24 protein-coding genes are annotated in these 23,981 nt (G+C 60.2%); 10 read left to right on the forward strand and 14 right to left on the reverse strand.

The window, feature by feature from the left end; genetic code table 11:
* Nucleotides 1–574 precede the first annotated feature (574 nt).
* From GRAN_RS16400 to GRAN_RS16445, 10 genes are all read right to left on the reverse strand, one after another.
* Entirely contained in the window at nt 575–970 is a 396-nt protein-coding gene (locus GRAN_RS16400) for a hypothetical protein (RefSeq protein ID WP_128914043.1), read from the reverse strand.
* 62 nt (nt 971–1,032) lie between these two features.
* On the reverse strand, nt 1,033–2,370 hold the full coding sequence (locus GRAN_RS16405; RefSeq protein ID WP_128914044.1) for a FliI/YscN family ATPase: 1,338 nt from the start codon (nt 2,368–2,370) through the stop codon (nt 1,033–1,035).
* The gene (locus GRAN_RS16410; RefSeq protein WP_128914045.1) at nt 2,367–3,098 is read right to left on the reverse strand and encodes a FliH/SctL family protein; all 732 of its coding nucleotides are present in this window, start codon (nt 3,096–3,098) and stop codon (nt 2,367–2,369) included. The genes GRAN_RS16405 and GRAN_RS16410 overlap by 4 nt, the downstream gene beginning before the upstream one ends.
* On the reverse strand, nt 3,091–4,152 hold the full coding sequence (fliG, locus tag GRAN_RS16415; protein ID WP_128914046.1) for a flagellar motor switch protein FliG: 1,062 nt from the start codon (nt 4,150–4,152) through the stop codon (nt 3,091–3,093). Before fliG ends, GRAN_RS16410 begins: the two co-directional genes overlap by 8 nt.
* Complete coding sequence (gene fliF / locus GRAN_RS16420; RefSeq protein ID WP_128914047.1) at nt 4,152–5,978, reverse strand: flagellar basal-body MS-ring/collar protein FliF; 1,827 nt, start codon at nt 5,976–5,978, stop codon at nt 4,152–4,154. The genes fliG and fliF overlap by 1 nt, the downstream gene beginning before the upstream one ends.
* 29 nt (nt 5,979–6,007) lie before the next feature.
* Nucleotides 6,008–6,319 carry a flagellar hook-basal body complex protein FliE gene (gene fliE / locus GRAN_RS16425; protein WP_128914048.1) on the reverse strand — a complete coding sequence of 104 codons (312 nt, stop codon included), beginning with the start codon at nt 6,317–6,319 and terminating at the stop codon, nt 6,008–6,010.
* Nucleotides 6,320–6,347: 28 nt separating this feature from the next.
* Nucleotides 6,348–6,812, reverse strand: coding sequence for a flagellar basal body rod protein FlgC (gene flgC, locus GRAN_RS16430; RefSeq protein WP_128914049.1), 465 nt, complete (start codon nt 6,810–6,812; stop codon nt 6,348–6,350).
* A gap of 14 nt (nt 6,813–6,826) precedes the next feature.
* Entirely contained in the window at nt 6,827–7,198 is a 372-nt protein-coding gene (flgB, locus tag GRAN_RS16435; protein WP_128914050.1) for a flagellar basal body rod protein FlgB, read from the reverse strand.
* A gap of 98 nt (nt 7,199–7,296) precedes the next feature.
* Nucleotides 7,297–8,508, reverse strand: coding sequence for a sigma-54-dependent transcriptional regulator (locus tag GRAN_RS16440; protein WP_128914051.1), 1,212 nt, complete (start codon nt 8,506–8,508; stop codon nt 7,297–7,299).
* 316 nt (nt 8,509–8,824) lie between these two features.
* Nucleotides 8,825–9,649 (reverse strand): response regulator transcription factor, encoded by an 825-nt coding sequence (locus GRAN_RS16445; RefSeq protein ID WP_128914052.1) that lies wholly within the window; start codon nt 9,647–9,649, stop codon nt 8,825–8,827.
* Between the two features lie 317 nt (nt 9,650–9,966).
* Here GRAN_RS16445 and lexA point away from each other — a divergent pair, with 317 nt between their 5' ends.
* The 4 genes from lexA (at nt 9,967) to GRAN_RS16465 (ending at nt 13,516) form a co-directional block, all read left to right on the forward strand.
* On the forward strand, nt 9,967–10,572 hold the full coding sequence (gene lexA, locus GRAN_RS16450) for a transcriptional repressor LexA (protein ID WP_128914053.1): 606 nt from the start codon (nt 9,967–9,969) through the stop codon (nt 10,570–10,572).
* 70 nt (nt 10,573–10,642) lie between these two features.
* Nucleotides 10,643–11,842 carry an efflux RND transporter periplasmic adaptor subunit gene (locus GRAN_RS16455; protein WP_128914054.1) on the forward strand — a complete coding sequence of 400 codons (1,200 nt, stop codon included), beginning with the start codon at nt 10,643–10,645 and terminating at the stop codon, nt 11,840–11,842.
* Nucleotides 11,843–11,908: 66 nt separating this feature from the next.
* Nucleotides 11,909–12,766, forward strand: a complete 858-nt coding sequence (locus GRAN_RS16460) for a DUF4097 family beta strand repeat-containing protein (protein ID WP_128914055.1) — start codon at nt 11,909–11,911, stop codon at nt 12,764–12,766.
* A 51-nt stretch (nt 12,767–12,817) separates the two neighbouring features.
* Nucleotides 12,818–13,516 (forward strand): HAD family hydrolase, encoded by a 699-nt coding sequence (locus GRAN_RS16465; protein ID WP_128914056.1) that lies wholly within the window; start codon nt 12,818–12,820, stop codon nt 13,514–13,516.
* Here GRAN_RS16465 and GRAN_RS16470 read toward each other — a convergent pair.
* Both GRAN_RS16470 and uvrB read right to left on the reverse strand, forming a co-directional pair.
* Nucleotides 13,513–14,931 carry a DUF418 domain-containing protein gene (locus GRAN_RS16470; RefSeq protein ID WP_161571005.1) on the reverse strand — a complete coding sequence of 473 codons (1,419 nt, stop codon included), beginning with the start codon at nt 14,929–14,931 and terminating at the stop codon, nt 13,513–13,515. The genes GRAN_RS16465 and GRAN_RS16470 overlap by 4 nt on opposite strands.
* A 171-nt stretch (nt 14,932–15,102) precedes the next feature.
* Nucleotides 15,103–17,091 (reverse strand): excinuclease ABC subunit UvrB, encoded by a 1,989-nt coding sequence (gene uvrB / locus GRAN_RS16475; protein WP_128914058.1) that lies wholly within the window; start codon nt 17,089–17,091, stop codon nt 15,103–15,105.
* A gap of 36 nt (nt 17,092–17,127) precedes the next feature.
* On the opposite strand from uvrB, the gene GRAN_RS16480 reads away from it, so the two are divergent.
* Entirely contained in the window at nt 17,128–17,724 is a 597-nt protein-coding gene (locus tag GRAN_RS16480; protein ID WP_128914059.1) for a histidine phosphatase family protein, read from the forward strand.
* 11 nt (nt 17,725–17,735) lie between these two features.
* On the opposite strand, the gene GRAN_RS16485 is transcribed toward GRAN_RS16480, so the two are convergent.
* Both GRAN_RS16485 and GRAN_RS16490 read right to left on the reverse strand, forming a co-directional pair.
* On the reverse strand, nt 17,736–17,987 hold the full coding sequence (locus tag GRAN_RS16485; RefSeq protein WP_128914060.1) for a hypothetical protein: 252 nt from the start codon (nt 17,985–17,987) through the stop codon (nt 17,736–17,738).
* Between the two features lie 9 nt (nt 17,988–17,996).
* On the reverse strand, nt 17,997–19,799 hold the full coding sequence (locus GRAN_RS16490) for a sodium:solute symporter family protein (protein ID WP_192898024.1): 1,803 nt from the start codon (nt 19,797–19,799) through the stop codon (nt 17,997–17,999).
* Between the two features lie 220 nt (nt 19,800–20,019).
* Between GRAN_RS16490 and GRAN_RS16495 the strand changes: the two genes are divergently transcribed.
* From GRAN_RS16495 to GRAN_RS25545, 5 genes are all read left to right on the forward strand, one after another.
* On the forward strand, nt 20,020–20,388 hold the full coding sequence (locus GRAN_RS16495) for a response regulator (protein ID WP_128914061.1): 369 nt from the start codon (nt 20,020–20,022) through the stop codon (nt 20,386–20,388).
* A 75-nt stretch (nt 20,389–20,463) separates the two neighbouring features.
* Nucleotides 20,464–22,527, forward strand: a complete 2,064-nt coding sequence (locus tag GRAN_RS16500) for a heme lyase CcmF/NrfE family subunit (RefSeq protein WP_241654746.1) — start codon at nt 20,464–20,466, stop codon at nt 22,525–22,527.
* Complete coding sequence (locus GRAN_RS16505; RefSeq protein WP_128914062.1) at nt 22,520–23,137, forward strand: cytochrome c-type biogenesis protein; 618 nt, start codon at nt 22,520–22,522, stop codon at nt 23,135–23,137. Before GRAN_RS16500 ends, GRAN_RS16505 begins: the two co-directional genes overlap by 8 nt.
* A complete protein-coding gene (locus tag GRAN_RS16510; RefSeq protein ID WP_128914063.1) occupies nt 23,137–23,418 on the forward strand; it encodes a hypothetical protein in 282 nt (93 codons plus the stop codon). Before GRAN_RS16505 ends, GRAN_RS16510 begins: the two co-directional genes overlap by 1 nt.
* Nucleotides 23,419–23,776: 358 nt before the next feature.
* Complete coding sequence (locus GRAN_RS25545) at nt 23,777–23,914, forward strand: hypothetical protein (RefSeq protein ID WP_161571006.1); 138 nt, start codon at nt 23,777–23,779, stop codon at nt 23,912–23,914.
* Nucleotides 23,915–23,981 lie beyond the last annotated feature (67 nt).

Consider the following 23,981-nt stretch of genomic DNA (forward strand, 5'->3'; position numbering starts at 1 on the left):
GAAGTAACCTCAGCGGGCTTCTCCGAAGGAAGAGCCAAACTAACTATCTTGTTCGCGCTACCGCTCACACGGGAATCGATGGAAAAGCCATTCCGCCCTTTAGTCCGTGCGATGTTAGCTTCGTTCAGGAACTCGGATACATCCCTCTTCGTTGGCGAGAGAGGCGCAGTTGCTCTCGAGGAAAACGTGAGAACGCCCTCCGCTGCCGAGGCGACGTCGTCAGTCGCAACCCCCGCAAACTCCTTTCTTCCAGGCGGAGGAGATAGCGGCTTCTTCATACCCATAGCTTCGTTGTCTGTTCGAGCCTCACCATCATCGCGTCGTGCGTTTGGAGTCAGTCCGGACTCCGACCTCGCCGACACACCTGCATGCTCAAGGGAGTCAGAGAACAAGAGCTCTCTCGACACATCTCTCGTTGCTCCTGAGGACGATGCTGTCTCAAGGCTAACCGGCAGGCGCATCGCTATACTCAGCATTCGCATCCTCGTCCTCTACTGGGAGAGAGGCACACACCCTGCCAAACGGTGCTCTCCAAAACACCCTTTACATTAGGAGACCTTTACCTGGCAGCGACCTATCGAACATCTCGCACCATCCTCCAGCGCATTCTCGCTAAGTATCGATCGTCGGCTTCCGCCTGCGTCCTCCGCATCTCTGCCGCTTCCGCCTGTTGCCTCATGGCGTCGACGAGCTGCTCTATCTGCTCCGTTTTGACACGGCTCTCAAGGAACTCTGTTAGGGCCGCGTCCCTAGAGGTTGTCCGCGCAACCCGCAAACCTTCCACCTTGTTCATCCGGGAGGTGGCTACAGTCGCTTGGGTCGTGATCAACATCCACTCCGCACGATCGCCTGCTGCAATCGCCTCCCGTCCCGCGTCACGTGCAGCGGCGGCAATCGCTCGTTGAACGGAGAGGGCGTTCTCTGCTTGACTCAGCGCCTCGCTTGCCTGCTTCAGGGAAATGGAGCGCATCTGCTCCACTGCATCGTAGAGATTTGCAATTCTCTTAAGTGAGCCGATCCGCCTCGCCTTCATCACAGTGGCATCCCTAACAGGCCGGCTACACTCTCGCTCATCGTCATACGCTCACCCGTTCTCTGCTGAAGATAAGTGCGAAGCAACGGCATGGCGCGTATCGCACGATCGAGGTCGAGATCCATACCTGGCTTGTAAGCACCTATCCTCACGAGGTCTTCTGAACGAGCATGCACTGCGAGTAGCCTCCGCGCAGCAGCCGCCTTATTGCTGTGCTCCCGCGTGGTGACTGAAGGCATCAGACGGCTTAGAGAATCCAGAACATTGACAGGCGGATACCAGCCTTCCGAAGCGAGCGCTCGGGATAGAACGATATGTCCATCGAGCAGAGATCTCACCGAATCAACGATTGGGTCTTGTTGATCGTCACCTTCCATCAGCACGGTATAGAAGGCGGTAATACTTCCACGCTGAAAGTTGCCAGCGCGCTCCACCAGCTTCGCGAGCCGAGTGAACACGCTGGGCGTGTAGCCTTTGCTTGCAGGGGGCTCGCCGGCAGCAAGTCCGAGCTCGCGAGCTGCCATCGCATAGCGGGTCAAGGAGTCCAACACAAGCAGCACGTGCTTGCCTTGCGCCGCAAAGGACTCCGCCACCGACGTAGCCGCCATCGCTGCCCTCATCCTCAGCAATGGGCTCTCGTCGGACGTCGCGCACAGCACCACGGACCGACGCATTCCATCCACGCCAAGGGAGTCTTCAACAAACTCCCGCACTTCGCGTCCGCGTTCTCCAACCAGCCCGACCACGGTGATGTCCGCCTCCGTGTTCCGCGTCATCATGCCGATCAAAGTGCTCTTGCCCACTCCGGAGCCGCCAAAGATGCCCACGCGCTGGCCCCGTCCGACCGTCAACAATCCATCTAGGACGCGCAACCCAGTGGCGAGGGGTGCCTGGATCGGAACTCTCTGCATGGGGCGTGGAACCGAACCATCGAGTGGCCACGTACCTTCAACCCGCGGTGCCGCAAGAGCATCGAGTGGCTGCCCAAGCGCGTTCAAGATGCGACCTTGCATCTGTTCGCCCACCCCGATTGAAGGAGGAACGCCCAGTGCAAGCACGGCGTCACCGTATTGCACACCGCTGGTCGCGGCCAGAGGCATCGACAGCACACGGCGGCCACGAAAGCCGATAACTTCTGCACGATGGCGCGATCCACTTGCATCCATGATCTCGCAACACTCCCCCACGGAGCACATCGGGCCCTCCGACTCGACGGTCTGTCCATTCGCCTCTACAACGCGTCCCGTCCAACGCCACGCAGGTCGCGCCGCAAGTTGTTCGAAGTAAGCGCCAAGCTTACCGCGCTCCGCTGAGATTTCACCTAAGGCTGAGCTCAAGCTGGCCTCTTCTGCAGCAGATCGAAGAATCCTTTCTCTATCTCCTCCAACTGAACTGCCATCCCAAGTTCGATCTTGCCGACCCGTGTCTCGATCGCGCACTCGAGCCCCACCAGGTGCTCGTCGCCCACCACCGCGACAGTACGATCGGGACTTTCTCCGAAGAGTTCCCGCCATGCGCTCGCCGTTCCCATTGGCACTCGGAGTACCGTGCCCGACTCACCTGCCAGTTTCTCGAGTGCCAGACGCACCGAAGCCGCGAGCAAAAGCGGATCCATACGGGCTTCGCGATGCAGCACCCTTTCCGCTATTCCCAATGCCAGCCGTACTACCTCTCCCTCAACTTCGCCAAAGTAGCGTTCCCGTTCAAGGCCGAACTGAAGGCAGCTCTGTACGACGGCCTCTCGCTCCATCGAAATCTGTTCCCGTAGCTCCTCCTCCCACTCGAGCCTGGCTGCGGCCCTAGCCTCTGCGCGCGCAGACTCCATTTGCGAGGGAACGCCGCGAAGCTGATTCCGCAGACTATCGAGCTGAGCCATCTCTTCCTGCACTCTAGCCGTCTCTCGCAGCACATCGACGCCGGCTTTCTCAAGGTGCTCGCGCCTGCGCTCAACCGACTCAAAGACAAGCGGCGTCACCCCCCTGCGCTCGACAAATTCCGTCGATGGCTTCGCGCCATCGGGCAGGGGCATCTTCCCGTCTGGCCCGGACTGCTGTGTGTTAAACATCTTCCACCTCCAACCGCAAGACCATCCTGCCTTCGCTCTCGAGCTTCCGAGCGAGGTTCAGGAACTCCTGCTGCGCCGCGTTTACATCCTTGCTGCGAACAGGCCCCATGACTTCCATGTCTTCCTTCAGCATTTCCACGGCGCGGGAGCTCATCGCCTTGAAGAGATGTGCCTGGATGTTGTCTTTGGCGCCCTTCAGCGATAGCGCAAGTACCTTCTTGTCCGCCGCACCAACCAACTCGCGAATACTCTGTGGGGGAACGGTCAATAGGTCATCGAATGTAAACATCAGCGTTCTAATCCCGATTGCCACCTGAGGTTCGCTCGTCTCGATCTCTTCGAGGATCACCTTGCTTGCATCCTGATCCAGGAGGTTCAGAAGGTCCGCCACCACCTTAAAGCCTGAGTACGATCGCTTCGGAGTAGTCCCAAGCGCCTCCATCCTGCGGTGCAGCACAAGCGCAACCTGCTGAGCCATCTCCGGCGAGAACTGCCTCATCTCCGCAAGCCGCCTCACCGCATCCACACGCATCTCGTTTCGAAGATGCATCAACACCTTCGACCCGCGCTTCGCGTCGAGATGCGCCAGCACGAGCGCCACTGTCTGAGGATGCTCATTCTCAAGAAACTTACTCAACTGCTGGGGGTCCATCTTCTGAAGGATTTTAAGATCACCTGCGGACCGATCCTTGATCAGGCGAACTTGGTCGAGCAGTTCGTCCGCACGCTTTTGCCCGAATGCCTCGGTCAGCAGCTTCTTCGCATAATCCGGTCCACCCTTGCCGATATACTGTTGCGTTTCGAGCAGCCCATAGAACTCGGTGATAACTTGCGTCGTCTCGACAGAAGACACTTCGTGCAAACGCATGATCTCGTCCGTCACGCGCTGTACATTACTTTCCGAGAGGCTCTGAAACATCTTCTTCGCCAACTCATCCCCAAGCGTCACCATGAGGATCGCAGCCTTGCGCAATCCCGGGATGTTCGCCGGCGCAAAGCCTGCCTCCTGCGGCAGAAGCATCGGACCCGGTACCGCACTTTGAGCTGTCGCCATTACTCGCTCCCATCCGGTGCGCCGATCCATGCTTCGAGCAGACGTGTGCTCTGCGCCGGCTCTCGCGCAATCTGATCCGACACGTGATCGAACATCGCCTGCGCCTGCTTCGACGATCGTTTCCGTTCCGGCAGAAGCGACTCATTCGAGCCCGCGGGCAATTCCCCGCCTCCGGTCGGCACGCCAAGTCCACCCACGCCCTGGGCACTCGTGCCCGTCTGCCCCGCCGTGCCAAGACTAGACCCCGACGCCAGCAGCACCGGCGCACGAATTGCCGCCGTAACTTCCTTTGCCACCGGCCGCAATACAAACATCACCACGCCGAACGCAACCAGCCCCATCATTCCTGTCCGCAACAACGCGGGCTCTGTGTGCAGGAAGCCAGTTGCCCCATCCATGAAGCGCGTCATGATCGGTGGCGTCGCCTCTGGAGAATTGGAGCTAAAGCTCACGTTCGACATCACGACATCATCCCCGCGCTTCTCATCGAAACCCACCGCAGCTTGAGCCAGCCCTTCGAAACGCTTCATCTCTTCAGCCGTCCGAGGCTTCCAGACCGGGTGCTCCGCCTTGCCCGTCCCATCCATCACCTGCCGGTCATTCACCACCACCGCTGCCGTTACCCGACGCACACGCCCCGGTCCAAGCTCCGAATGCACCACGTGCCGCGTGACTCCGTACGTCCCTTGCTCTTCCTTCGAACTCTGATTGCCTCCACCAGCCTGCGGATACACCGGCAACTGCTCCTTCAACAACGGCGGAGTCCCCGCTGCCGTGGCAGCGCCCGCAGCCTGCAGCGACCCCGGGGCCGATGCCGCGGGCGTGTTACTCGCCGTACCAGGAACTCCAGCAGCAGGAGCCTTTCCCGTCGCGATCTGCTCGCTCTTTCGCATCGTCAGTGTCGCGGACTGCGTCGGGTCATAGACCTCATCCGTCCGATCCATGCTTCCTTCGTCATAACTCACATTGACGGTCGCACGCACATTGTCCCTCCCGGCAATCGGCTCGAGCATCGCTACAAGCTTCGCTTCGAGCGCCTGCTCCACATCCGCCTCGGCCGCACTTCCCCTCCCCTTGGCTTGCAGGTTCACCCGACCCTCAGCGTCCACCAGCGTCACCCCATCTGGATTCAGATTTTCGACCGCTCCGGCTACAAGGCTGCGGATTGCATCCGCCTGATCCTGACTCAACGAAGCCTTCCTAAGCCTGAGCACCACCGACGCCTTCGCACCCTTGTCCTGCGCCGTGAACAACGACGCCTGGGGCAGCACCAAATGCACCCGGGCCGATCGCACCACGCCAAGCGACCCGATCGTATGCTCCAACTCCCCCTCGAGCGCTCGCTGGTAGTTCACATGCTCATCAAACTCACTGCCCACCCAGTTCGGCTTATCGAATAACTCAAAGCCCAGCCGCCCCGTCTGCGGCATACCTTTCGCCGCCACCTCCATCCGTGCCTTGTCCAGCATGTCCGAAGGAACCTGGACGCCACTTCCATCCGGCGTCGTCTCAAACGGAATCCCCGCCGCTCCGAGTTCCTGTGACACCGTCTGCACATCTCTCGGATCCAGACCTGAAAAGAGCACACGCCAGTCCGCTCGCTGAAAGTACCACGCCAGTCCCGCACATCCTGCGGCAACGAAGAGCAGCCCACCCAACAGCCACGTTCGCCTCTTCTGCGGGATCGCCGCAACGTGCCCTTGCAGTTGCGTCATCACCGAACGCGCCTGCGCTACGATTCCCGCCCCAGGCACCCCAGCATCGGTCTTCACCAGCCCGGTGCGGTTACCCTCTCCCGCCGATCCGGCTTGCTTCGCATCCGCCATAGCCCCTCATCCAAAATCCGGCTCACACGTTAGAACTGCATCGTCATCATCTGCTGATAGGCAGCCACCGCCTTGTTTCTCACCTGGAGCGCAAGCTGGAAAGCCATGTCCGCTTTCTGCCCGGCAATCATCGCGTCATGGACCTCGACACCGCTGCCGTTCAGCAGTCCAGTGATCGCATCGCTCGCCTTCTGATCCAGCGTGGCCGTCTGGTCGACCATCGACCGCAACATCCCGCCAAACGGCGGGCCGCCCGCCGCCCCTGACGTCGCAGACGCCATCCCCGCCGCACTCGCCACGCTCTTGAGCGCATCCGAAACACCAGCCGCTCCAACCACCATCACACCCTCCTAGATCGCTTCGTGCGCCTTACTTCAGAAGATCCAGCGAAGCGGTGATCATGCCCTTCTCCGCCTGCACTGCCGTGGCATTCATCCCATACGACCTTGTAGCCCCCATCAGATCCACCATCTCCGTCAGCGGATTGATGTCGGGATACGCCACATAGCCGTCCGGCCCTGCGTCCGGATGACCCGGGTCATATCTCTGGAGCGGAACGCTCTCATCCTGCATCACCCCTGCCACCGAAACCCCACCAGCTGCCGCGTTCGAGCTCATGATCGAAGGAAAACCCGAACCAACATGACTCCCAAGAACACTCCCAAAACTCCCATTTCCATCTGCGGCAAAGACAACGTGATGCCGCCGATACGGTCCGCCATCCTCGGTTCGCGTCGTCTCCGCGTTTGCCATGTTTGAAGCGACCACCTCGGCACGAACCCGCTCCGCCTTCAACGCCGAACCACTCACGTCCATCAAGCCAAAAAGATTCATATCCTGTCCTGTACCTACCGGCTGTTAGCATCCGCATGGATAGCTGCCATCACGTTGGCGTACTCGCGCTTCAACAACGCCACCCCCGTCTTGAATTGCAATTGTGACTTCGCCAGTTGCATGGATTCCCGGTCCATCGACACATTGTTTCCATCCGGCCGGGCCACCAGCCCATCCACATCCGCGGCCTTCTCCAGGGCTGTCGTTGCTCCCGTCGGATCCTGCGCACTCAACTCCCGCGCAAACTCCGCGTCGAAGTCGAAGCCCTGGGTCTTATATCCCGGCGTATCGACGTTCGCCATGTTGCCTGCCGTCAGCTTGAGCTGGTCGCTCGCCAGGTCAAGGTACAGTCCAAGCGCATCACTCAAAGGCGTCGTAACCTGCATCTGCTGTCCTCCGTGCAACAGGACTCAAGCATTCCTTTAACCAAGAAAGAGCGCCCTCGGATGAGAGCGCTCTTATCGACTTCGTCCACGTATCAAAGCTACCGTCGTCGCCTGATCCGAATATCCGCCTCGTCGATCACTTGCCGATCCCCCGCAAGGATCGCCCCGCGCTCCAGCACATGCATCAATTCCCTTACGTTTCCCGGCCACGCATACTCCACGAGCATCTCTATCGCTCTCGCGGAGATACGTTTTCGTGGCGCATCCTTCCCCATAGCATCGAGAAAGAACTCCACCAGGGCCGGGATATCTTCCGCTCTCTCCCGCAGCGCAGGAACAGTCAGCGGAAACACCGCGAGCCGGTGGTAGAGGTCGAGCCGAAATGTTCCCTCATCAGCCCTCTTCTCCAGCATCTGGTGCGTCGCCGCGATCACCCGCACATCGACCCGCATCACCTCGTTATCTCCGACCCTCTGAAGCTCCCCACACTCCAGAAACCGCAGCATCTTCGCCTGCAGACCAAGTGGCATCTCGCCGATCTCATCCAAGAATAGCGTCCCCCCATGCGCCGCCTCAATCCGGCCGGTTCGCGACTGCACCGCACCCGTAAACGCACCACGAGTATGCCCAAACAGCTCCGCCTCCAGCAGCGACTCCGGAATCGCCGCGCAATTCAAAACCGTAAAACTCTTCAACGCCCGCGCACTCATCCGATGGACAGCCTTCGCAACGACCTCTTTCCCCGTCCCCGTCTCTCCTTCAATCAAAACCGTCGCAGTACGCGGAGCCACGAGTCGGATCATCATCCCTAAGTCCTGCATCACCATGCTTTCCCCCACCAGCTCCGGCAGCCCGGCAGTCGCCCCACCGCCAGACACTCGCGTCTCCCTTATAGGAGGGACGACAGTCAGCCCATGCGCTTCCTCGAGCTCTACCCGCTCAACCACTCCACCAGTGTCCCGCGCCTCGCGCAGGGCATGCAGCAGTTCATTGCGCCTCGGGCTTCTTACGCCTCCAGGCTCCGCCGCGCCATCCACCCGCAGCAGATCGACCGCTGGGAACATCGATCGCACCAGCCCGGCGAACTCGCCCGCCTCAAGATCCGGCAGCCAGGTATCCATCAACAGTGCCTCCGGCCTGGCCATGTCCATCTGCGCCATGGCCTCAGCCCCCCCATTCGCCTCCCGCACCTGCCATCGCAGCCCGGTGAGGCTCACCCGCAACCTCGCACGCAATGAAGAATCCGCGCTCGCTACCACAACTGTCCGCACTCCGCCCGGAGCCCCGCTGGCATTCGTACCTGCGTTCATCCGTGTTTCTCCCTCCAGCCCTCATCAGGCCGGATCATTCCCTGCGACTCAGCGTTCCAACGCGCTTCGCACAAGCTCACGCATGGCGCTCACGCCACGCAGCAGCCGTCCACACTCCCTCAACCCCTCTCGAACGGCCTCTTGGTAAGCCGCAGGCGTCCCTTGCAACTCGCCGATCTCCAACCTGCAGTGCAGAGCTGTCAGCGGCTGGCATAGCTCATGCAGCACCTCAGCGATCTCCAAAAGCTCCCCAGACCGGCCTGGCGCACCAACATCCCGGCCCACGTCACTCCGCACGCTCTCCTGCCCGAGCCGCTCAGGCAACAATGCGCACCCCTGGAAGCCATGGGGACGGCCTACCGACTGTATCGATCGCAGGAGACGCGCGTCGTTCGCCCATCTCGTCTCGTGCCGGTTCCTTCTTCCCCACACTTCCGGGCCGGAGGTCCACTCCGGACCCGATCTGGTACCCCTCACCGCGTACCGTCTCGATCACCGTCACCGTCGCCGCATCCGAGAGCGCCGGGCATGCTGCAGAAAGCTTCTTGCGCAAGTAGTTCACATACACATCCACCACATTCGTCCCCGCATCCGGAGACATCTGCCAGACCTCACGCAGCAACTCGCTCCGTCCGCAACACCTGCCCTGCCGTTGCATCAGAAATTCGAGCAGCGCAAACTCCTTCGTCGTCAGCTCCACCACCGCCCCAGCCCTCGTTACCTTCCGCTCCATGCGATTCAAGACAAGGTCGCCGGACCGCAGAAGCGGATCGGCAAACTGTTCTCTCCGTCGCAGCAGAGCCCTGCAACGAGCCGTCAGTTCGTGCAGCGAGAAAGGCTTCATCAGCAGGTCGTCCGCCCCGAGGTTCAGGCATTGAACCCGCTCCTCCACTTGCGCCCGCCCCGTGAGCACAATCACCGCCATGGCCGTATACAACCCCTGCATGCCTCGAAGCACATCCATGCCATCTCTTTTCGGCAGCCCAAGGTCCAGAACCATCAAATCCGGCCTCTCGGATGCCACGTGTTCGAGCGCCGCATCTCCATCTCCAACCCGGGCCACCTCATGCCCATCCATCGCAAGACCCTTTTGCAGAAACAGCCCCAAAGCAGCATCATCTTCGACCACAAGTACCCGCATCTGTCTCACTTCTTGGCCTCATTTCTCTGTATCCCGCTCTGCCCATCGAAACGTCCGGCAACGACAAAAGGCGACTTCCACCTTGGAGATCAGAATCTATTCGGAAAGACTTCGGTCATCCATACAATCTGGTTATTACGATTACTCCCTGGCAGATAGAGAGCAAGGAACGATTACCTTGGTTCCGATAAACCAGGGACCGAAACAGAACAACGATCGGCCAATCCCAAAATGGGCTGCGGGCCTGTATGCAACTTTGGTCCCGCCTAACGCAAGAAAGTTCTCTGGTTCGCTTTTTATTCGCTACAATCATTCGCATGGCGATCACGCGGCGGCAAAAAGAGGTCATCGACTTTCTCTCCGGATTCACCCAGAAGAACGGCTACTCCCCGTCATACGAGGAGATCGCTTCCGGCCTCGGCCTGAACTCGCTCGCAACCGTGCATAAACACGTCACCAACCTCCAGAACAAGGGCCTCCTGCAGCGAGCCCACAACCGCTCCCGATCCATCGACGTCCTCCCCACCCGCACCAGCAAGAAAGGCTTTGAGCGCCTCCCGCTCCTCGGGCGCATCGCTGCGGGCCGACCCGTCGAAGCCATCGAAACCGCCGAATCTATCTCCCTCGGCGACATCATCGGTAACCGCGAAGTCTTCGCCCTCGAGGTCCGTGGAGACTCTATGCGCGACGAACACATCGTCAGCGGCGACTACGTCCTCGTCGAGCGCACCCGCACCGCACGGGAAGGTGAGATCATCGTCGCTCTGATCGACGGTGCCGACGCCACCCTCAAGCGCTTCTATCGTGAAGGCAGCATGATCCGTCTCCAGCCCTCGAACAATGAGATGGCCCCCATTTACGCCCCCGCCGCCAGCGTCAGCATCCAGGGCAAGGTCCTCGGAGTACTCCGCAAGTACGCCTGAGTTTTCACGGAACTGCCTGGCCATACTCTGCGTATCACCCCTTGTCGCCACTCGAAGGGGTAAACGCACCATGAACAACAAGAAGCGCTCGAAGCTCTGGATTTGGATTCCGGTCGTCGTCGTCGCCGTAGGCGGCCTCGCGGTCACTGCCATCGCTCGCGGCAGCAAGACCAAGCTCGAGCCCTCCCAGATCGCCAAGGTCGAGCGCGGAGACGTTGCCCACTCCGTCGTCGCGACCGGCAAGGTGCAGCCCGTCACCAAGGTTGAGGTCAAATCCAAGGCATCAGGCATCGTAACCAAGCTCTTCGTCGACGTTAACGCCCACGTCACCAAGGGCCAGGTGCTCGCCCAGCTCGACCAGCAGGAGATACTCGATCAGGTCGCCGCCCAGAAGGCCCAGCTCGCCGCCGCTGAGTCGAATGCCCACGCCGCCGATGCAGCCATCACCTTCGACCGGGTCAATGCCGAAGCCCCCGACCTTCCGATGTTCAAGCACACTTACGATCGCGCCCGGGAGATGTCCTCCGCCGGCGTTGTCTCCCAGCAGGCCCTGGACGACGCTCAGCAGAAGTACCTCTCCGCCGCCAACACCCGCGACAAAGCCCTCGCACAAATCACGGTCGACATCGCCAAGCTCCGCCAGGCTCAGGCGCAGGTCGCCCAGGCGCAGGCCTCCCTCAAGCAGCTCGAAGAGCAGCTCGGCTACACCACCATCATCTCCCCCATGGACGGCACCGTGCTCTCCCGTGACGTGGAGGTCGGCGACGCCGTCAGCTCCATCCTGGTCCTCGGCTCGACCGCTACCCTCGTCATGACTGTCGGTGACACCAGCCAGGTCTACGTTCAGGGCAAAGTCGACGAGGCCGGCATCGGCAAGATCTACCTCAACCAGCCGGCCCGCATCAAGGTGGAAAGCTTCCGTGACCACACCTTCCTCGGTCGCGTCACTCAGATCACGCCGCTCGGTGTGGAAAAGGACAACGTCACCACCTTCGACACTCGCATCTCCATCGAGAACCCCGGCGGCGAACTCAAGGCCAACATGACCGCGAACGCGGAAATCCTCCTTGAAGAACATAAGGGCGTCCTCACCGTCCCCGAGCAGGCTGTCCTCTACGATAAGGACCGCAAAGCCACCATCGAAGTCCCGGATCCCAACGAGAAAACCGGCCGCCGCAAGCTCCCCGTCATCGCCGGCCTCTCCAACGGCACCCGCACCGAGATCATCTCCGGCCTCAAGCAGGACGACCCCGTCGTCCTCCAGCAATAACAGCAGTAATCTGAAAAGCACGACGCATCCAACGAATCACACATCGAGGCCGCACGAAGGAGCATCATGAAAATCCAGACCATCGCCCTGACCCTAACCCTGGCCTCCACCAGCGCCTTCGCTGCAGACCGCAACTTCGACCGCACCGTCCCCACCGGCAACGCACCCAACGTCTCCGTATCCACCGGCTCCGGCTACGTTCACATCCATCCCGGCAACGACAACCAGGTCCACGTCACCGGCCACATCCACTCCAGCAATGGCGGCTGGTTTTCAAGTTCGAATGACATCGATCACCGTCTGCAAGAGATCGCCGACAACCCACCCATCCACCAGAACGGCAACGACCTCATCATCGGCGAGCGCCAGACCCGCGATCTCTTCCGCAACATCTCCATCGACTATGAGATCACCCTCCCCCGCAACTCCATCCTCAGCACCTTCACTGGCTCCGGCGACATTGAAACCCAGGACGTAGCCCAGAGCGTCCGCGCCGAAACCGGCTCCGGCTCCCTCCGCATCCGCGGCGTCCACGGCTCCGCCAGCCTCCACTCCGGTTCCGGCGACATCGAGCTCGAGCAGTCCGCCCAGGGCGACACGAAGCTTGAAACCGGCTCTGGCAGCATCCGCGCTCACGGTGTCAATGGCGGCCTCCAGGCCGAATCCGGCTCCGGCGACATCGAGATCTACGGCCGCCCCGCCACCGACTGGCGTCTCCAGACCGGCTCCGGCTCCATCCGCCTCACCCTCGGCAACGATGCCCGCTTCAACGTCAACGCCAGCACCGGCTCCGGAAGCATCCGCGTCCAGCAGTCGGTCAGCCAGATGGCGAACAATAACGGCCACCACCTGACCGCCTCCGTCAACGGCGGAGGCCCCAACCTACGCGCCAGCACCGGCTCCGGCGATATCGAAATCAAGTAACACCCGGTACCTTCCTCTCAGGATCCGATCAACTCTCGTATCCTGAGAGGAATGACTGTTACGGCCAATCCCCGCCTCCTGATCTTCGACCTCGATGGCACCCTGATCGACTCCCGTCAGGATCTCTGCAACTCGGTCAACGCCACCCTCGCTCACCTCGGCCGCTCCGCCCTCCCCGACGCCGTCATAGCCAGCTACATCGGCGACGGAGCTTCGATGCTCATCCGCCGCGCCCTCGGCGATCCGGATCAGGTAGAAGAATCTCATCTCAACCAGGCGATCTCCTTCTTTCTCGACTACTATCGCATCCACAAGCTCGACTTCACCTACGTCTACCCCGGCGTCCTCGAAGCCCTCGCATCGATCCGTGGCGCCCACCCCACGGTCCCCATGGCCGTCCTCACGAACAAGCCCGTCCACCCCTCGCGAGACATCTGCGCCCACTTCGGCCTCGATCGTTTCTTCTTCCAGAATTACGGCGGGAACTCCTTCCACACCAAGAAGCCCGACCCACACGGCATTCAAACCTTGATCGCCGAAGCCAACGCTTTAGCCCCCAATGCCGAACCCATCACCCCGGCGCAGACTGTTATGATCGGCGACTCGGACGTCGACATTCTCACCGCCCGCAATGCCGGCGCTCGCTCCCTTGGCTGCACCTTCGGACTCTCGCCACACGCCCTGGCCGCCGCTCAACCTGAAGCAACAGTCGATTCACCCACCGAGTGGCCCGCCACCCTCTTCGCCTAGGCAGTCGCTGTCTTCAGCAGGCGCATCGGCTGCCGTCGCCAGTACGTGAGCGACCGCCACGCCCACTCCATCGGCCCGTACTGAAAGTACTGCAGCCAAAGTGTACTCCACGTCAGGTTCAACGCCCACACACCAAGTACTACGAAGTAAAGCTGGTAGTACTCCAGTCTCGAATACCACTTCAACGGACTCCAGACGAACAGGATCTGGCAGCACGTACTCGTCAGCAGGTAGTTACTCAGCGCCATCTGCCCAACCGCCGCGATCCGCCGCGTCAGCCATCCCATCGCGCCAGACTTAACCACTAGGAGCACGAGAGCCGCAGTCCCAAGCGTCCCACCTGCACGACCGATGTCGTACGGCAGAAAGAGCCCATACTCTGTCTCGAAGAGATCGAAGTGGCTCTTCCACGCAATCCAACACCCCGCAAATACGAGCGGCCATGCGATCCCAAGCCCGACAACCGCGAACGTCACATACGTCTTCGTCTTCAGCTTGGCCGTCAGGAAGCCATTCCGAAACATCCCCATTCCAAGCAGCATGAACCCAAGCACATCACCAAACCCGAGATAGTAATCCCGCGTCTGCGTATCGAATACCTCTCTCGCCTTGTACCTCTGCTCCGACAGGTATCCTCCCCAGACCCGTCTCTCATCCTTCAGCAACTTTTCTTTCGGCGGCCGCACTGAGTCATGCCAGTTATGCCAGGCTGTGATCGCCTCGGCCTGATCCGGTGTCAGCCCTTTCCCGGCTCGGTAAGCCGCATCCGCTTGCTGCGCTCTCTTTTCGAGAAGCCGCGCATCGACGATTCGTCCAGACCCGATGATCCCGTTCACCAGGAGCACGATCGCTGCCGTCCAGATCAGCGTCTTCGCCTTGAGCTTTCGGCAGGGATAAAGAAACAGGAGCGCCGTCATCCCGTAGAAATAAAGAATGTCCCCATCCCAGATGAGGTAAGCGTGCAGCACGCCGAAGACGACCAGCCACATGTTCCGCCTGAGGTAGATATCTGCCACGCGATCCCCGCCGCCACGTGCCTCCGCCCGCGAAGTCAACAGGATCACCCCCGCCCCGAACAGCATGGAGAACAACCCACGCATCTTTCCTTCCGCGAGCACCCAGCGCAGGAACCAGATGATCGTGTTCACGCGCCAATGTGGTCCATCGAACACAGGCAGTGCAGTGGAAACTGGGATTGTGTAAGCCCAGCCGGGAAGACCGAAACTCGTAATGTTCATCACGAGGATGCCCATGAGAGCGAAGCCCCGGAGGACATCCATGCTGCTGATGCGCTCCTGCTGCGTCACTGGCCGAAGCGTATCGACGTGAGGCGGACCCGCAAGCTCTTCCTCGGCACCTAACCCGACCACCCTTCGGTCGAACTCGAGGCTACTTTCACTTTCAGCTACAGCCAATGCCATCTCCATCCGTCAACCCCAGCGAAACAGTGTTCAAACAATCGGGCCCAGATCCTGGAAAGTGCAACATAGGTGCCTTTGGAGATCGCATCGTTCTCGTATCGTTCGGTCGCACATCACATATCAACGGTCAATCCCGTCACGGAAACATAGCACCTCTTCGCCATCTCAGCTAAATAAAAATTCCTTGGTCCTAAGTTCTCTTACCGTGTCTCTTAACTTGGCTGCCTTCTCAAACTCGAACTTCTTAGCCGCCTCGCGCATATCCGATTCCAGCTTCGAGATGTAAGCATCTAATTCAGCTTGGGTTGAGAATTCCGGCATACCTTCCGCCTCATCCGTCAGGTCGGCATAGTCCGCCTTGAGGATCCCCGCAAGCCCCATCTCAAGTGGACGAATGATCGAGGCAGGTGTAATCCCATTCTCTTCGTTGTACGCAATCTGCTTCTCTCGCCGACGGTCCGTCTCGTTGATCGCCCGCTGCATCGAGTCCGTCATCTTGTCCGCATAGAGAATCGCCCGGCCCTCGACATGACGCGCTGCACGGCCGATCGTCTGAATCAACGATCCCTGGGAGCGCAGGAAGCCTTCCTTATCCGCATCTAGAATCGCGACAAGCGAAACCTCAGGCAGATCTAGCCCCTCGCGCAACAGGTTGATCCCGATCAGCACGTCGTACTCACCCTTTCGCAGGTCACGAAGCAGCTTGATTCTCTCAAGCGTCTCGATCTCTGAGTGCATATATCTGCAGCGCACTCCAACTTCGGTGTAATAATTCGCGAGATCTTCGGACATTCTCTTGGTCAATGTGGTTACCAATACGCGCTGATCTTTGCTCGTGCGATCCCTTATCTCGGCAAGCAGGTCATCGATCTGTCCCTTAACCGGACGTATCTCTACCTGTGGATCGATCAACCCGGTAGGCCGGATAATCTGCTCAACGACAACACCCGCTGACTTAGTCAGCTCATACGGACCAGGTGTAGCCGAGACATAGATAATCTGCCCCGTTCTTCCTTCAAACTCCTCAAAACGAAGGGGTCTATTGTCCATCGCGCTCGGCAGCCTAAACCCATAATCGACTAAGTTCTGCTTACGGCTTCTATCTCCATGCCACATGCCATGTAACTGTGGAACCGTCACGTGCGACTCGTCGATGAACAAGAGAAAGTCCCGTGGAAAGTAGTCAAGCAACGTCGGCGGCGGCTCTCCCGCAAGCCGTCCGGAGAAGTGCCGGGAGTAATTCTCAATCCCATGGCAGTAACCAACCGACTTGATCATCTCGAGGTCATACCGGGTCCTCTGATGGATCCTCTGGCTCTCAACAAGCCTTCCCTGCCCCTCGAGTTCCTTCTCCCACCACTCCATCTCGGCCAGGATCGAATCGCTCGCCGTCTTCTTCCTCTCCGGCTGCACCACGTAGTGCGACTTCGGGTAGATCGGCAGACGCGAGTACTTCTGCTTCACCGTCCCGAACAGCGGATCGATCTGCGACAGCGAGTCGATCTCATCCCCGAACAGCTCGATCCGGTAAGCGGACTCGTCATACGTCGGATACACCTCGATGATGTCGCCACGCACCCGAAACGTCCCGCGCCGAAAGTCCACATCATTCCGTTCGTAAAGAATCTCGACCAGCCGCCGCGTAATATCTTCCCGCTTGATCTTCTGCCCACGCTCCAGCAGGAGGAGCATGCCGTAGTAAGCCTCCGGCGACCCTAGACCATAAATACAGCTCACCGAGCTGACAATGATCGCGTCCCGCCGTTCGAACAGGCTGCGCGTAGCCGAGAGCCTCAGCTTATCCAGCTCTTCATTGATCGTCGCTTCCTTCTCAATGAAGAGATCGCCCGAAGGGATGTAAGCTTCCGGCTGGTAGTAGTCGTAGTACGAGACGAAGTACTCCACCGCGTTGTTCGGAAAGAATGTCTTGAACTCGTGATAAAGCTGCGCCGCCAGCGTCTTGTTGTGCGCCAGGATCAGCGCCGGACGGTTCAACTCCTCGATAATCTTCGCCATGGTGAACGTCTTGCCCGAGCCCGTTACCCCGAGGAGCACCTGTTCCTTCTCCCCTGCATTGATCCCCGAAACCAGTTCCCCGATCGCCCGCGGCTGATCGCCCTGCGGTTTGTACGTGGTCGTTAGCTGAAAGTCCATCCTTATAGGATAGTTTATTCACGGAGGAAACAAGCGATGAGTGCAGGAACCCAACTCTGGCTGATGCGTCACGGCGAAACCGAGTGGAGTCTCAGCGGCGCCCACACCAGCCGGACCGACATCCCCCTGACCGAGAACGGACGCGAGAAGGCCAAGGAACTCGGAGCCTTCCTCAGAGACACCAAGTTCGTCGCCGTCTTCACCAGCCCCATGGCCCGCGCCAAGGAGACCTGCCGCATCGCCGGCCTCATCGAAAACGCCCACGTCGACGAGGGCCTCATGGAATGGGACTACGGCGTCTACGAAGGCAAGAGCACGCCCGAGATTCGAAAAACCGAGCCCGATTTCTCCATCTGGACAGCCCACATCACGGACGGAGAGCCTGTCGACCACGTGGGCGAGCGCGCCGACGGCGTCATCGCCCGCGCCCTCGAGGCCGCAGGAACCGCCGGAGGCGGCAATGTCGCCCTCTTCGCCCACGGACACATCCTTCGCATCCTTGCCGCCCGCTGGATCGGCCTTTCCGCCGGCGGAGGCGAGTTCCTCGGCCTCGGAACCGGAAGCGTCAGCGTTCTCGGATACGAGCGCACCACCCGCGTCATCCAGCACTGGAACCGCGGCTTCGGCGGCTAACCCGAATCCCCCTACCTCCGCGGCTTCTTACCCCGTTCCCACGGCCGCGGAGTCACAGGGTCATCCTGCCACTTCACCCGCCGCCCCACCAGGAACATCCCCAGCCCGAACAGAAACATCACCGCGCCCCACGTCATGTTGAGGTTCACCCCGAGCGACTTCCCATAAATCTCGCTCCCGCGCGTGAAAAGCCCGTAGAGCCCCATGATCCCGCCCGTCAGCAGGAAGAGCAGCCCAAGCGGAATCCGTATATCCAGTCCCATCCCAATCTCCTAAGCGAACACCAGGTTGAGCGCCGCAAGCAGCGCCAGCACCCCGATGCCGAGCGTTACCGGCTTCTCATACCACTCCAGATGCCCCTCGACCGGCCTCGGTGTCAGCGAATAAACCAGCCCAACCAGCTCCGACTCTGGCCTCGGCTCCGTCACCAGGCTCACCGCAATCGTCACGATCATGTTCACCGAAAAGGCAAAGATAGCCGTCCAGAAGTTCTGCGCCATATCACTCGGGTAGATATGCACCAGGTGCAGCCACGCTCCATGCAAACCCGGCGCATCCTCCACAGGTAGCGTCAACCCATGGTGGGCCAGGGCCGCAGCAGTCCCCGCCAGCAACCCGGCAAACGCCCCGTGCCCCGTCGTCCTCTTCCAGAACATCCCCAGCAGAAACGTGGCAAATAGCGGCGCATTCACCAGTGAAAAGATCAACTGCAGCGCATCCATGATGTTATTGAAGCTCGTTGCCGCATAGGCCGCTCCAATCGACAGCACAATGCCCCCGATGGTCGCCATCCGTCCCATCCACAGGTAGTGCGCATCCGTCCCTCGCTTGTTGATGTATGACTGATAAATGTCGTAAGTCCAGACCGTATTGAACGCCGTGACATTCCCCGCCATCCCCGACATGAAGCTGGCAAGTAAAGCCGTCAATCCAAGCCCCAGGATCCCCGTAGGAAAGTAGTGCAGCAGCATCGCCGGAATCGCCAGGTCGTAGTTATAGATCGGCTGCCCTTTCCCATCGACCACCGGCTTCCCGCTCACCGGATCCATCTTCTCCGGAATCAGCCCCAGGTAGTGCTTCTCCGGCACCGCCCCCGCATCCACTCCCGCCGTCATCGGCGAAGTTGTCTCATGCAGCCCCGGCGTCGCATGCGACGTCACCGTCACCGCGATCAGCCCCGGCAAAATCACGAGAAATGGAAAGAACATTTTAGGAATCGCCGCAATCAGCGGAACCCGTCGCGCCGACTCTTCCGAATCCGCAGCCATCGCCCGCTGCACCACCAGGAAGTCCGTGCACCAGTATCCGAAGCTCAGGACAAACCCGAGCCCCATCACCATGCTCACCCACTCCACCCCAAGCGAGTTCGTCGAAGCATGCCGCATCCCCCGCCACGAGTGCGTCATCGTCGCCGGAAGCTTCTGTTGAATCCCATGCCACCCACCCACGTTCCGCAGCCCGATCCAAACCAATGGCGCAAACCCTGCCACGATCAAGAAGAACTGCAGAACCTCGTTATAGATCGCGCTCGTCAACCCGCCCAGGAAGATGTACGCCAGCACGATCACCGCCGACAGCACAACAGACACATGGAAGATGTATTTATCCGGCATCAACCCATGAAAGAGCCCAAGCGTCTGGATCAGCAGCGCCATCGCATACATGGAGATGCCCGAGCTGAACACCGTCATCACCGCAAACGAGAACGCATTCACCGCCCGCGTCTTTTCATCGAATCGCATTCTTAGGAACTCAGGCACCGACCGCGCCTTCGAACCGTAATAAAACGGCATCATGAAGATCCCGACGAACACCATCGCCGGAACCGCGCCGATCCAGTAAAAGTGGCTCGTGATGATCCCGTACTTCGCCCCCGACGCGCCCATCCCGATGACTTCCTGCGCCCCCAGGTTCGCCGACAGGAACGCAAGCCCACACACCCACGCCGGAATCGACCGGCCCGCGAGAAAAAAGTCGTGGCTGGTCCTCATATAGCGTTTCAGGGCAAAACCAATTCCCAAAACGAACACGAAGTACACCAGCATGATCAGCCAATCGATAAAGCCAAGATTCACGTCTGCCTGCTAAATCATAGAGTTACGAGAGCACTGCGGCTCCCATCCTGCGAGTGAGACTACTTGAGTTGACCCAGCCAGTCCAGAACGAACCAACCATCCACTGTGCGTTCCGGACAAGCAGCCAGAAAGCACCTTTCTGCATCAGAGTTACAAAGCCGAACTTTAGGTGTATTCCTTCCGCAGTCGCGGCACTCGAACCAGAGATGTGAAAGGCACGATGAGCGCAGCCGTACTGCTAATTGATGACAACGCCATTCAGGCCGCCACGCGGCAGACCATTCTGAAGCGGGCTGACTACTTTGTCATCGCTGCCCTGAACCCAGTCCGGGCGCTCGAGCAATTTCAGCGAAACGAATTCCCCGAGGAGATCCGCCTCGTGATCACTGACCACATCATGCCGGGCATGAGCGGTGCCGAGTTCGTCCGTGAACTTCGCAAGAGCCATCCCGACCTGCCTGTGTTGGTCATCAGCGGTCTCGAGGAAGCGGAAGATGCCTACGAAGGCCTCAACATCACCTTCCGCCTCAAGCCTCTTGTTCCCGATCTCCTCCTCGCCACCGTGCATGACCTCCTCAAAAAAAACTAGGCTCCATCTGTGCGGTAAGCAGCGGAACATTGCCCTTTATCTCTCTCGTTGAGAGAATAGGGTGCGAGTGAACCCATGCCAACGCATCCCATGCCGGAGTTCGGCAGCTTTTCTCTCCTTCTTGCTCTTACTCTGAGCGTCTACACCCTCGCCGCTGGCGCCCTGGCCCTGCGACGCCCGTCTCTCGCCACAGGCGACCAGACCTCAAGCCGCCTAGGCGAAACCGCGCGCCGCGCCGGGATCAGCACCTTCGTCGTGATGACCTGCGCCGCCTTCGCTCTCGCCTGGGCCGCCTTCACAAACGACTTCTCTGTCTCCTACATCCTCGCCCACACCAACCGAGACCTGCACCCGGCCTATAAGTTCTCCGCCCTCTGGTCCGGTCAGGAAGGCTCCTTGCTCCTCTGGGCCTGGCTCCTCAGCGCCTACGGCTTCGTCCTTCGCATCCGTCATCGCGTCGACGTCCGCCTCTCCGCCTATGCCTCAACCATCCTCTCCGGCGTCCAGGTCTTCTTCCTTCTCCTCCTGAACTTCGCCGCACCACCCTTCGCTATTCAGCCCGGCCCCTTGGCCCAGGACGGCCACGGCCTCAATCCCCTTCTCCAGTACCCCGAGATGGTCATCCATCCGCCGATGCTCTATCTCGGCTACGTCGGCTTCTCGGTTCCCTTCGCCTTCGCCCTCGGCGCATTGATGATGCGCTACCCCGGCGAAAAGTGGATCCACATCACCCGCCGCTGGACCATGGTCACCTGGCTCTTCCTCACCTGCGGTATCTTCCTCGGAGCCCACTGGGCCTACTCCGTCCTCGGCTGGGGAGGCTACTGGGGCTGGGACCCCGTCGAAAACGCCTCCCTCATGCCCTGGCTCACCGGAACCGCCTTCCTGCACTCCGTCATGATGCAGGAGAAGCGCGGCATGATGAAGAACTGGAACGTCTGGCTCATCTTCTCGACCTTCCTCCTCACCATCCTCGGAACCCTCCTCACCCGCTCCGGTCTAGTCAGTTCTGTCCACGCCTTCGCCCAGTCCTCCATCGGCGAGTGGTTCTACGGCTTCATCCTGATCGTCCTAGCCGTCTGCCTCTTCACCTTCTTCAAGAACCGCGACCATCTCGTCAGCGAGAACCGCCTCGAATCCCTCGTCTCCCGCGAGTCCAGCTTCCTCTTCAACAACCTCATCCTCCTCGTCGCCTGCTTCACCGTCCTCTGGGGAACCCTCTTCCCTGTTCTCTCCGAGTACGTTAAGGGTGAAAAAGCAACCGTCGGCGCGCCCTTCTATAACCGCGTCAACATCCCCATCGGTCTATTCCTTCTCTTCCTCACCGGTCTCGGCCCCCTGCTCGCTTGGCGTTCGACCTCTATCCGCGCAATCCGCCGCAACTTCGTCCTCCCCGGCATCGCCATGGCCGTCACCCTCGTCGGCCTCATGATCGCCGGCATCCGCCCCTGGAACGATGGCGACGACATGCACGCGACGATCTTCTCGCTCATGGCCTTCACCCTCAGCGCCGGTGTCGTCACCGCCATCTCGTCCGAGTTCCTCCGCGGCATGGCCGTGGTCCGCACCCAGACCGGCAAGAACCTCTTCGCCTCAGCCGTAACCCTTACCCATCGCAACACCCGTCGTTACGGCGGCTATCTCGTCCACTTCGGCATCGTGGTCATGTTCATCGGGATCGCCGGCGGAGCCTTCAACCAGTCGAAGGAGCAGGAGATGGGCTTTGGCGACACCATGCTCATCGGTCCTTACCGCATTGTCTGCCAGAGCTTCACCCAGGATTCGAACCCCAACTACGACACCGAGTTCGCCATCCTCGACGCCTACAAAGGCAAGTCCCACATCACCCGCCTCAACCCCGAGAAGCGTTTCTACAACGCCAGCCAGACCTACGCGACGATGGTGGCCAACCACTCCACCCTCGAAAATGACCTCTACGTCATCTACGAGGGCAAGAACCCCGACACCGACAAGCCCATCATCAAGGTCTTCATCAACCCCCTCATCGCCTGGATCTGGATCGGCGTCGCCATCGTAGTCGCCGGAACCTTCCTCGCCCTCGTCCCCGCCCTCAAGCCCGGTGCCACCCGCACCCGCCAAGTCCCTGAGTCCCAAACCCCCGAGGTCCTCCATGCTTAGTACGTCCGCTGGAGCTCGCCTCACAGCCCTGCTCGCCAACGCCAAGCCGTTCGTCTCAAGCGACAAGCCGTCAGAACGCGGCACTTTGGTTGTCATTCCCGAAGGGAATCTGCGTCTTCCGTTGCGGTTGTCGTTGCCTGTTCTCACCAAACGTCGCTGGACCAGTGTCGCCGTTTTGCTGACCCTGACCATAGCCCTCCTCGGAGCAGCCGCCACCCCGGAAGCCCGCTTTAACAAACTCGGCCACGAGATGATCTGCACCTGCGGCTGCACCCAGATCCTACTCGAGTGCAATCACGTGGGCTGCCCCGTCTCCCCGGTGATGATCGACGAGCTCCACACCCAGCTCAACCCCGGCGGCCCTGACAACCTGATCCTCAACTGGTTCGCCGCAAAATACGGGGCCACCGTTCTCGCCGCCCCCATGCGCGGAGGCTTCGACGACGTAGCCTGGATCACCCCCCTCGCCGTCTTCTTCTTCGCCACGGTCGGCGTCGCCTTCCTCATCCGCGTCTGGAAGCTTCGCGGCGGAACTCCCGCTACCCCCGCCGGGACCCAGCCACTCAACGACGCCCTCCGCGCCCAGATTCGCCGGGAGACTGAATACTAATGGGCATCATCGCCGGCATCATCCTCACCCTCCTCCTCTTCGCCTTCATCTTCTGGCCCGACAAGAACCCCTTCCGTCAGGCCGACAAGACTCGCCTCGACTACCTCCGCGAGCGCAAAGACGTCATCTACGAGAACCTCCGCGACCTGAACTTCGAGTACCTCGCCGGTAAATACCCCGAACAGGACTACGCTGAGCAGCGCGCCTCTCTCGAAGACGAAGCCGCCCGCGTCATCGCCGAGATGGACCACCTCTCGACCCGCCTCCCCGTCCGCGCCTAAAACCCCATCGAGCCCTTCTGTCATCCCCGAGGGGATTCTCTGTCGGCACTTGCCTTACTCCGCTTCCCGACCACAAAACAGGGGTGCCCCATCTTCGCCGACAGTCTCATCGTCGGCTAAGGTGGGAACGCAAGCAGCCAAACATCCGCACCCTTGAAGCTGTCCTCCTGGTGTCATTCCCGAAGCGCGTCCCCCAAAAAATACACTTGCCCCGTCACCCGCGCCCTTATACTCTGGCCGCGGCCAAATAGGCCGGAAAGACAATACGCTGAGCCCGGCTGATTTTTGAAGAGGATTCGGAAACCAAACCTGCCTTCGCGAGAGTCTTTCGCAAGTCCAATCCAAAAGGAGAACGACAATGGCAGATCCGAAAGTACCGGCAGAAGACCCGACAACCTCACCCGAAGAGATCGAACTCACCGACGAAGAACTCAGCAAGGTCGCCGGCGGCAGGACGAGCGACCCATGTGAGGGCGGGCAGTTCCACTCGAAGTAAACGAAGCGACTTCTCCAACCTGTGCGCGGCGAGTGGTTGCGCGGAACCTGAGAATCCTCGCCACCCT

This window comes from Granulicella sibirica (assembly GCF_004115155.1).
Classification (GTDB): Bacteria; Acidobacteriota; Terriglobia; order Terriglobales; family Acidobacteriaceae; genus Edaphobacter; species Edaphobacter sibiricus.

Bases quoted from the DNA above. Each gene is read 5' to 3' on its own strand.
- GRAN_RS16400 (WP_128914043.1), bottom strand. From the start codon at position 970: ATGCGCTCCATTTCCCTGAAGCAGGCAAGCGAGGCGCTGAGTCAAGCA.
- GRAN_RS16410 (WP_128914045.1), bottom strand. From the start codon at position 3,098: ATGTTTAACACACAGCAGTCCGGGCCAGACGGGAAGATGCCCCTGCCC.
- fliG (WP_128914046.1), bottom strand. From the start codon at position 4,152: ATGGCGACAGCTCAAAGTGCGGTACCGGGTCCGATGCTTCTGCCGCAG.
- fliF (WP_128914047.1), bottom strand. From the start codon at position 5,978: ATGGCGGATGCGAAGCAAGCCGGATCGGCGGGAGAGGGTAACCGCACC.
- fliE (WP_128914048.1), bottom strand. From the start codon at position 6,319: ATGGTGGTTGGAGCGGCTGGTGTTTCGGATGCGCTCAAGAGCGTGGCG.
- flgC (WP_128914049.1), bottom strand. From the start codon at position 6,812: ATGAATCTTTTTGGCTTGATGGACGTGAGTGGTTCGGCGTTGAAGGCG.
- flgB (WP_128914050.1), bottom strand. From the start codon at position 7,198: ATGCAGGTTACGACGCCTTTGAGTGATGCGCTTGGACTGTACCTTGAC.
- GRAN_RS16440 (WP_128914051.1), bottom strand. From the start codon at position 8,508: ATGAACGCAGGTACGAATGCCAGCGGGGCTCCGGGCGGAGTGCGGACA.
- GRAN_RS16445 (WP_128914052.1), bottom strand. From the start codon at position 9,649: ATGCGGGTACTTGTGGTCGAAGATGATGCTGCTTTGGGGCTGTTTCTG.
- lexA (WP_128914053.1), top strand. From the start codon at position 9,967: ATGGCGATCACGCGGCGGCAAAAAGAGGTCATCGACTTTCTCTCCGGA.
- GRAN_RS16455 (WP_128914054.1), top strand. From the start codon at position 10,643: ATGAACAACAAGAAGCGCTCGAAGCTCTGGATTTGGATTCCGGTCGTC.
- GRAN_RS16460 (WP_128914055.1), top strand. From the start codon at position 11,909: ATGAAAATCCAGACCATCGCCCTGACCCTAACCCTGGCCTCCACCAGC.
- GRAN_RS16465 (WP_128914056.1), top strand. From the start codon at position 12,818: ATGACTGTTACGGCCAATCCCCGCCTCCTGATCTTCGACCTCGATGGC.
- uvrB (WP_128914058.1), bottom strand. From the start codon at position 17,091: ATGGACTTTCAGCTAACGACCACGTACAAACCGCAGGGCGATCAGCCG.
- GRAN_RS16480 (WP_128914059.1), top strand. From the start codon at position 17,128: ATGAGTGCAGGAACCCAACTCTGGCTGATGCGTCACGGCGAAACCGAG.
- GRAN_RS16485 (WP_128914060.1), bottom strand. From the start codon at position 17,987: ATGGGACTGGATATACGGATTCCGCTTGGGCTGCTCTTCCTGCTGACG.
- GRAN_RS16495 (WP_128914061.1), top strand. From the start codon at position 20,020: ATGAGCGCAGCCGTACTGCTAATTGATGACAACGCCATTCAGGCCGCC.
- GRAN_RS16500 (WP_241654746.1), top strand. From the start codon at position 20,464: ATGCCAACGCATCCCATGCCGGAGTTCGGCAGCTTTTCTCTCCTTCTT.
- GRAN_RS16505 (WP_128914062.1), top strand. From the start codon at position 22,520: ATGCTTAGTACGTCCGCTGGAGCTCGCCTCACAGCCCTGCTCGCCAAC.
- GRAN_RS16510 (WP_128914063.1), top strand. From the start codon at position 23,137: ATGGGCATCATCGCCGGCATCATCCTCACCCTCCTCCTCTTCGCCTTC.
- GRAN_RS25545 (WP_161571006.1), top strand. From the start codon at position 23,777: ATGGCAGATCCGAAAGTACCGGCAGAAGACCCGACAACCTCACCCGAA.